Source organism: Aphanothece stagnina RSMan2012 (assembly GCF_046764815.1).
GTDB lineage: Bacteria > Cyanobacteriota > Cyanobacteriia > PCC-6307 > Cyanobiaceae > NIES-981.
The window spans coordinates 149,776-157,247 of record NZ_JBKOUC010000004.1; the positions used below are offsets into that span (position 1 = coordinate 149,776).

Here is a 7,472-nt window from a genome sequence, read left to right on the forward strand (position 1 = left end):
TATCCGTAGTGTCGATGCGCCGCACCCTTGCTGCCCTGGCCCTAGCGGTGGTGCTGCCGCTGCCGGCAGTCCTGCCGGCACCCAGTCGCGCCCAGGTGGTTGTGCGTCCGGGCGAAACCCTCTCGGAGATCGCCGATCGCCATGGGGTCGGCCTGAACCGGCTGATGCAGGCCAACGGGATCAGCAACCCCGACCTGGTCGTCGTCGGGCAGCGCCTGGTGATCCCCGGCGCCGGGGGCAGCCCGCGCCGGGGCGGAGCGGGCCAGGTGACGGTGCAGCCCGGCGAGACCCTCTCCGACATCGCCGCCCGCCACGGCGTTGGTCTGACACGGTTGATGCAGGCCAATGGCCTCAGCAACCCCGACCTGGTGGTCGTCGGGCAGCGTCTGGTGATTCCAGGTTCGGGCCAGGGGGGGGCCAGCCGTTCCGCCCGGGCGACTCCCACCGCCCCCTACACGGTCCAGAGCGGCGAAACCCTCTCCGAGATCGCCGATCGCTTCGGCACGACCACCGAGCGGCTGATCCAGATCAACGGCATCGCCAACCCGGACCTGGTGGTGTCCGGGTCGCGGCTGAGGATTCCGGCTCGACCCGGTGCGGCGAAAAGCGGGCCCACCCCCCAGGCCCGGGAACACCTGGTCAGCCCCGGGGAGAGCCTCTCCGACATCGCCGATCGCTACGGCACCTCGGTGGACCGTCTGGTCGCCATCAACCAGCTGGAGGATCCCGACCTGGTCTTCTCGGGGATGCGGCTGAAGCTCAAGGCCCCGCCGGCCCCGAAGGCGACAGCTCAGCCCAAGGCGAAGGCTCAGCCCAAGCCGGCGGCCCAGCCCAAGCCAGCGGCCACACCCAAGCCCACGCCCGAGCCCAAGGCCAGCGCCCCCGAGCCGGCCAGCCAACCCGTGGCGCAGCCAACCACGGCCAGACCGGAGCCCCAACCAAAGCCCCAGGCCGATCCGCAACCGGTCGCCAGGCCCGCAGCCCAGCCGACACCGCGCCCCACCCCATCGACCCCCGCGGTGCAGATGGCGGCCCAACCGAGCCCCTCCCGCTCCGAACCTGAACCCGCCAAGCCCGCCCAACCGGCGGCCAGCGCCGCCGCGACCACCAGAACCGCAGCCACCACCGCGGCGGCCCCTTCGCGGGCAGCCACCTCCAGGGCAGCCACCCGCTCGACCGCCCAACCAGCAGCCCAACCAGCAGCCCCCCGCCAGGCGCCCACCAGCAGCCGGGTCAGCACCGCCACCCTTCCTGCCAGCCGCACCGTCACGGCCAGCCGCACTGTCTCGCCCAGCCGCACTGTCTCGCCCAGCCGCACCGTCACGGCAAGCCGTACCGTCCCGGCCAGCCGCAGCGTCACTCCAACGGCGCAGACCGCCACCGCGGTCACCAAGCCCGCCGCGACCAGCCAGACCGGCGACCACGACTGGCGCAGCTACGGCCCGCTGCAGGTCGACTGGGCGAACTGGCAGTCGATGGGCGGCAGCTACGTGGCGCCGACCCTCAACAGTGATGGACAGCCCCTCTATCTGGCCATCAACTGCGGTGCCCGCAAGGTCAACGCCACGACCCAGTCCGGTCAGTGGAAGACCTGGGACACGCCCCAGACCGACTTCGAGCAGAAGCTGGTGACGGATCTCTGCAAGGCCAAGGGCAGCTGAATCCCTCATCGGGTGTGAGCCCACCGGCTCACCCTGCCCCCCGCTCAGGCCGCCCAGCGCAGGGGCCAGGGCTGCCGCAGGTAGTGCCGTCCCCTCGAGCGCAGGTAGAGGCGCTGGGCGCCGTCATCACTCTCACTGACCAGCTCCTCCTGCACCAGCCGCCGTGCCAGCCAGGCCCAGCGGTCCTCTTCGCTGCCGGCGGCGCCAGCGGCCAGGTCGGCGGCCAGGCTGCGCAGATCCCTGCCGCTGCGCTCCTCGAGCGCTTCCAGCAGCAGTGCCGCCTGCGCTGACCAGTCCCGGGCAGGGTCGAGCTGCTGGCAGCGGTCGCAACGGCCGCAGGGGGGCACCAGCTCGCCCACCGCCAGCAGCAGGGCCTGCTCGCGGCAGCCCTCCCCCTCCGCCACCGCCTCCATCCGCCGCAGCTGGCGCTGGGCGAGTTCGAGCCGCTGGCGCTCCGCCCCCAGCGGGTTCGTGCTTCCACCGGCCGCCCGGATCGCCCAGCCCAGGCTGGTGCGATCGGCCGGGTCAAACAGCACCAGACAGCAGGCCGGCTGGCCATCCCGTCCGGCACGGCCGGACTCCTGCAGGTAGCCCTCGGCACTGGCGGGGAGGTCCAGGTGCAGGACCAGGCCCACATCCGGGCGATCCACCCCCATGCCGAAGGCCACGGTGGCCACCAGCACCGGACGGGGATGCTGCTGGAAATGCTCCAGGGCCAGTTGGCGGCTCTCGGGATCCAGGCCGGCGTGATAGGCGATGGCTTCGAGGCCGCCCGCCGCCAGCCGCGCGGCCCATTGCTCCACGGAACGCCGGGTGCGGGCGTAGATCAGCACGGCACCACGGGCCTGTCCCACAGCCTCCAGAACCTCAGGCAGGGGGTCCTGGAGGCGACGGCGCATGGCATAGGTGAGGTTGGTGCGGCGGGCCGAGCGCACCTGCACCAGGGGCCGCCGCAACTGCAGCAGCCGGATGATGTCCGCCCGCACCTGGGGGGCGGCCGTGGCACTCAGGGCCACCAGGGGGACCCCCGGGCACAGCGCGCGCAGCTGCCCCAGCCGCCGGTAATCCGGCCGGAAGTCATGGCCCCAGGCACTGATGCAGTGCGCCTCATCCACCGCCAGGGCCACCAATCGCCCGGCGTCGAGCACCTCGTCGATCAACTGGCGGGTGGCCTCGGCCTGCAGCCGCTCCGGCGCGAGGTACAGCAACCTCAGCCGGTTCTGCCGCAGGGCCTGCAGCAGCGCCCGGCGCTCGTGGAGCTGCAGCCCCCGATGCAGGCAGGCGGCCGGGATGCCGCGACGCTGCAGCTGGCTCACCTGGTCCTGCATCAGGGCCACCAGCGGGGAGACCACCAGCACCAGCCCGGCGCGCACCAGGGCAGGCAGCTGGAAGCACAGCGACTTTCCGCCACCGGTGGGGAGCACGGCGAGGCAGTCCTGCCCCGCCAGCAGGGCCTCCACCACCGGGCGCTGGCCCGGCCTGAACCGCTCCCAGCCGAAATGCACCTGAAGCGCAGCCTCCAGGGCATCGGGGGACGCCTGGGCCAGCGGGGGGACTGGGGTGGGCGGATCAGTGGACGGATCACTGGGCGAGATGCCGGGCCCCGAAGCCGCCAAAGTCACCACCCCTGGTAGCCAGGAAGCATAGCCACCCCCAGATCTGGGGGTGGCGTCAGGGCAGCGGTGGTGCCGCCAGCTGCTCCGGGCTCTCCTCCACCAGCTGCAGCCGCACCCGCTTGCCGCCCGCCAGTTCGCCCAGGGACACCCGCAGCACACTGCCGCTGAGGGACTGCAGGGCGGTGAGCAGTTCCCGCAGATGGGGCGTGCTGCTGCCGCTCTCCACCCAGAGCCGCTCCTGCAGCCCCCCCAGCCGCCGCCAGCTCGTGTGCAGCTTGAGCACGGCCGCCTCCAGCGCCTGGGCCTGCCCGACGGCATCGGCCAGGAGGCCCAGCGCATCGAGCCGCTGGGCCTCCTGCAGTGCCTTCTCGAAGTCGAGTTCTCCCTGCTGGAAGGCCCGCACCGCCAGAGCGGCCTCGGCCGCCTTGCTCAGCCAGCGGGCCGTGCTGGTCACGTCCCGGACCCGCTCGAGCTCCGGCTCCTCGCGCAACACCCGGCGCAGGTCCTCCTGCTGCTCCTCCGGCAGTTTTGCCAGCTCCTTCACCAGGGGCGCCACCGCCCGTGGAGGCAGGAGGTTCTCGGCCGTGCGCTGGCGGATTTCCTCCGGCAGCAGGGGGCTGGTGGCCGCGGTGAACTCATCACTGAGCCGGCGGACCTGCTTGCGCGTGATCTGCTGGCCCTCGTTGGCCGCCTCCGAGATCATCTGCTGCACCTCGGGATCCGCCTGGGCCGTCTCCAGAAAGGCCCGCTTCGAGAAGTTGTTGACGCTGGCCTCCTCCAGAAGCCCGCCCCCCACCAGATCATCGGCTGACTCGGCCAGCTGGATCAGCGCGTAGGCGCGCGTCTTGCTGATGTCCCGCTCCCGCAGCCACTGCAGAAAGCCCGTGCCGCGCCCCTCTCCCCCCCGCTTCTCGCGATCCCGGACGGCGCCCAGGATGCGGCCGCGCCAGATCTCGGTCTGGAGGTCGAAGCGATCACACACGGCCCAGGCCTCCTCCAGCCGGGCCAGGAATTCCATCGTGCTGATGGTGTCGCTCTCCGGATCTGGGAGCTGCAGGTTCAGATCAGGCGGTGCGGAGAGCTCCGAAGGACCCATGGGGTGACGCCGAATGCAGCAGCGCCGATGCTCCCACGCACCCCCACCCGGGGAAGGGCGACGAATCGTGACGCCCGCGCTGAGCCCACCGGACTGGCCGGGTATCTTCCCTACGGCAGCCTCCGATCCACAGCGCAGCGATGGCCATTTCCCGCGGCGACAAGGTGCGCATCAAGCGTCCCGAGTCCTACTGGTTCAACGAAGTCGGCACCGTCGCCTCCGTCGACACATCCGGCATCCGCTACCCGGTGGTGGTTCGCTTCGACAAGGTGAACTACAACGGCTACAGCGGCTCCGAGGGCGGCATCAACACCAACAACTTCGCCGAGGCTGAGCTCGAGAAGGCCTGAGCCCGGGGCGATCCCTCCTTCCCTGGAACCCTGTGCGGTTCTCTGGATCCCCGGCCTGGCAGCAGGTCGGGGTTTTCTTGTCGGCAGGCTCATCAGCCGGCCCCAAGCCGATTCACGGGAGTCACCCGATCGAGCTCTGCCGCGCCACCAGGCGGCCTGAAGGCTCCTGTGTGAGACGCTGTGGCTCTCGCGACTGACCCGACATCGTGCCGGAACTGCCCGAGGTGGAAACGGTGCGGCGGGGGCTGGAACAGCGCACCCCGGGTTTCCGGATTCAGCGGGTGGTCGTGCACCGCCCCCGGGCCGTGGCCAGCCCTGGCGACCCGCAGGCCTTCTGTGCCGCGCTGGAGGGCTGCACGGTGCAGGGCTGGAGCCGCCGGGGCAAGTACCTGATCGGCCAGCTGGCCGCCGATCGGGGGCACGGGGGCCACTGGGGAGTGCATCTGCGCATGACCGGGCAATTTCTCTGGCTGGAGGCCCCCCGGCCGGCCTGCACCCACACCCGCGTGCAGATCTGGAACACCCTGGGCCAGGAGCTGCGGTTCGTGGATACCCGCAGCTTTGGTCAGATGTGGTTCGTCCCGCAGGGTCAGGCCCTGGAGGCCGTGATCACGGGCCTGGCCCGCCTGGGACCGGAACCCTTCGACCCCGTCTTCGCCGCCCCCTACCTGCGGGAGCGGCTGCGGGGGTCCAGCCGGCCGATCAAGAACGCCCTGCTGGATCAGTCGCTGGTGGCGGGGGTGGGGAACATCTATGCCGATGAAGCCCTGTTCGCGGCCGGCATCCGCCCCCACACCCCCAGCGGCCGGCTGGCAAACGGCCGGCTCACGGAACTGCGCAACGCCCTAGTCACGGTTCTGGAGATCAGCATCGGCGCGGGCGGCACGACCTTCAGCGACTTCCGCGATCTCACCGGCACCAATGGCAACTACGGCGGGGTGGCCTCCGTCTACCGCCGGGGTGGGCAGCCCTGCCGGACCTGCGGCACACCCATCCGGCGGGACAGGCTCGCCGGACGCAGCACCCACTGGTGCCCCACCTGCCAGCGGTGAGAATGCAGAGGGCCGAGGTGGGAACTCCCATGGAGCAGCAGCTGGCGTCACCCTCCAGGAGCGGCCAGGCGACAGCATTGAGCGCCGCGATGGCCGCGATCCATCGGCGCGGCTGGTGCGAGGGCACCGGCGGGAACTTCAGTTGTGTGCTCGAGGCCGCCCCGCTCACGCTGCTGATGGCCCCCAGTGGCGTGGACAAAGGCGGGGTCGCTCCGCACGAGCTGATCGAGGTGGATGCCGACGGCAGCGTGGTGGCAGGAGACGGGCGAGCCAGCGCTGAAACGCTTCTGCATCTGGCGATCGTGGAGGTCACCGGGGCCGGGGCCGTGCTCCACACCCATTCCCAGGCCGGCACCCTGCTCTCGCAGCACTACGGACCGTCCGAGGGGGGACTGAGCCACCTCGTTCTCGAAGATCTCGAGATGCTCAAGGGCCTGGCAGGAATCAGCACCCATGCCACCACGGTGGCTGTGCCGATCCTGGCCAACGACCAGAATCTCGCCGATCTGAGCGCCCGGGCCAGGCCCCACCTGCGGGCTGCCCCGCACGGCTTGCTGATTGCCGGCCATGGCCTTTACGCCTGGGGAAAGGACCTCGGCGAGGCGCGACGGCACCTCGAGATCCACGAATTCCTGCTGGAGCAGCACTGGCGGCGCCTTCTCCTGGACGCTCTGGTGGGACGCCGGGCCATGAGCCTGTGATGGGGGAGTCCTCCACGCCGCTCGGACGCTCGGGCGTGAGCCACGTGCTGCTGGACATCGAGGGCACGACCTGCCCGGTGAGCTTTGTCGCCGACACGTTGTTTCCCTATGCCGCCGCGAGAATGGCGAGCTTCCTGGAGACAGAGCAGAACAATCCGGCGGTCCTGCAACTGCTGGAGCAGGCCGCCCAGGCCTGGGAGGAGGATGACGAGGCCGCCGCGGCAGCGCTACGGCAGAAGGGCGGGACGGCGATCGGCGACTACCTGCAGCTGTTGATCCGACAAGACCGCAAACTGCCGGCTCTGAAGGAATTGCAGGGTCTGATCTGGGCTCAGGGGTATGCCAACGGTGAGCTGCGGAGCCCGCTGTTTGCCGATGTGCCTTCGGCCCTCGAGCGATGGCACCACCAGGGTCTGGTCCTGGCGGTCTATTCATCCGGCTCCGTGAAGGCGCAGCAACTGCTCTACGGGCACAGCGAAGCGGGTGACCTGCGCGCCCTGTTTCGCTTCTGGTTCGATACCCGAACGGGACCCAAGCAGGCTGCCCAGAGCTACCGGACGATTGCGGCCGCCATGGCAACCAGCCCGCCCCAGGTGCTCTTCATCAGCGACGCTCTGGCGGAATGCCAGGCTGCCGCCGCCGCCGGCATGCACGTGCTGTTCAGTGACCGGGAGGGCAATCCTGCCCGGGATCCCGGCAGCTTCGCGCGGATTGCCGACTACAGCGGGCTTGAGATTGCCTCCCCGCCAGCAGGATGAAGGCGGCCTGGGGGCTGCGATGCCTCTTCCCCACAACGAAGCCACCCCACACCAAAGCCACCCCGCGGGGTGGCCTTGGCTCCGCCCCAGCCCAGCAGTCCTGCTTGGCCAGAAGGCGGTTGTGGAGGCGAATGTTTTACCTGGCATCGACCTATTTTCTCAGGGGGCTACCCCCCAAATATCGTCGGCGCTGCAGCGTTTCACAGCCGAGTTCGAGATGGATCGGCGTGGTTCCACT

Annotated in this window: 7 protein-coding genes and 1 rRNA gene; 5 read left to right on the plus strand and 3 right to left on the minus strand. The window is 70.4% G+C overall.

The features are described 5' to 3' along the window. Nucleotides 1–14 precede the first annotated feature (14 nt). Nucleotides 15–1,661 carry a LysM peptidoglycan-binding domain-containing protein gene (locus tag ACLNEE_RS04500; protein WP_412006820.1) on the plus strand — a complete coding sequence of 549 codons (1,647 nt, stop codon included), beginning with the start codon at nt 15–17 and terminating at the stop codon, nt 1,659–1,661. Nucleotides 1,662–1,705: 44 nt separating this feature from the next. Here the strand turns inward: ACLNEE_RS04500 and ACLNEE_RS04505 are convergent, their stop codons facing one another. Both ACLNEE_RS04505 and ACLNEE_RS04510 read right to left on the minus strand, forming a co-directional pair. Continuing rightward, nucleotides 1,706–3,283 carry a RecQ family ATP-dependent DNA helicase gene (locus ACLNEE_RS04505; protein WP_411424376.1) on the minus strand — a complete coding sequence of 526 codons (1,578 nt, stop codon included), beginning with the start codon at nt 3,281–3,283 and terminating at the stop codon, nt 1,706–1,708. A gap of 49 nt (nt 3,284–3,332) precedes the next feature. Next, on the minus strand, nt 3,333–4,373 hold the full coding sequence (locus ACLNEE_RS04510) for a hypothetical protein (RefSeq protein ID WP_411424375.1): 1,041 nt from the start codon (nt 4,371–4,373) through the stop codon (nt 3,333–3,335). 140 nt (nt 4,374–4,513) lie between these two features. Between ACLNEE_RS04510 and ACLNEE_RS04515 the strand changes: the two genes are divergently transcribed. The 4 genes from ACLNEE_RS04515 to mtnC all read left to right on the plus strand — a co-directional run bounded on the left by ACLNEE_RS04515 (nt 4,514) and on the right by mtnC (nt 7,234). Next, nucleotides 4,514–4,723: a photosystem I reaction center subunit IV gene (locus ACLNEE_RS04515; RefSeq protein ID WP_006911758.1), complete on the plus strand. Its 210-nt coding sequence runs from the start codon at nt 4,514–4,516 to the stop codon at nt 4,721–4,723. A gap of 206 nt (nt 4,724–4,929) precedes the next feature. Further along, nucleotides 4,930–5,775, plus strand: a complete 846-nt coding sequence (locus ACLNEE_RS04520) for a DNA-formamidopyrimidine glycosylase (protein WP_411424374.1) — start codon at nt 4,930–4,932, stop codon at nt 5,773–5,775. Nucleotides 5,776–5,804: 29 nt separating this feature from the next. Beyond that, nucleotides 5,805–6,476: a methylthioribulose 1-phosphate dehydratase gene (gene mtnB / locus ACLNEE_RS04525; protein ID WP_412006821.1), complete on the plus strand. Its 672-nt coding sequence runs from the start codon at nt 5,805–5,807 to the stop codon at nt 6,474–6,476. Next, a complete protein-coding gene (gene mtnC, locus ACLNEE_RS04530; protein ID WP_412006822.1) occupies nt 6,476–7,234 on the plus strand; it encodes an acireductone synthase in 759 nt (252 codons plus the stop codon). Before mtnB ends, mtnC begins: the two co-directional genes overlap by 1 nt. Nucleotides 7,235–7,372: 138 nt before the next feature. Here mtnC and rrf read toward each other — a convergent pair. Then, nucleotides 7,373–7,472: ribosomal RNA gene (gene rrf / locus ACLNEE_RS04535) — 5S ribosomal RNA — on the minus strand; the annotation flags it as partial.

Excerpts from the sequence above, each read along its gene's own strand:
- ACLNEE_RS04500 (WP_412006820.1), top strand. The coding sequence starts at position 15 with ATGCGCCGCACCCTTGCTGCCCTGGCCCTAGCGGTGGTGCTGCCGCTG.
- mtnB (WP_412006821.1), top strand. The coding sequence starts at position 5,805 with ATGGAGCAGCAGCTGGCGTCACCCTCCAGGAGCGGCCAGGCGACAGCA.
- mtnC (WP_412006822.1), top strand. The coding sequence starts at position 6,476 with ATGGGGGAGTCCTCCACGCCGCTCGGACGCTCGGGCGTGAGCCACGTG.
- ACLNEE_RS04515 (WP_006911758.1), top strand. The coding sequence starts at position 4,514 with ATGGCCATTTCCCGCGGCGACAAGGTGCGCATCAAGCGTCCCGAGTCC.
- ACLNEE_RS04510 (WP_411424375.1), bottom strand. The coding sequence starts at position 4,373 with ATGGGTCCTTCGGAGCTCTCCGCACCGCCTGATCTGAACCTGCAGCTC.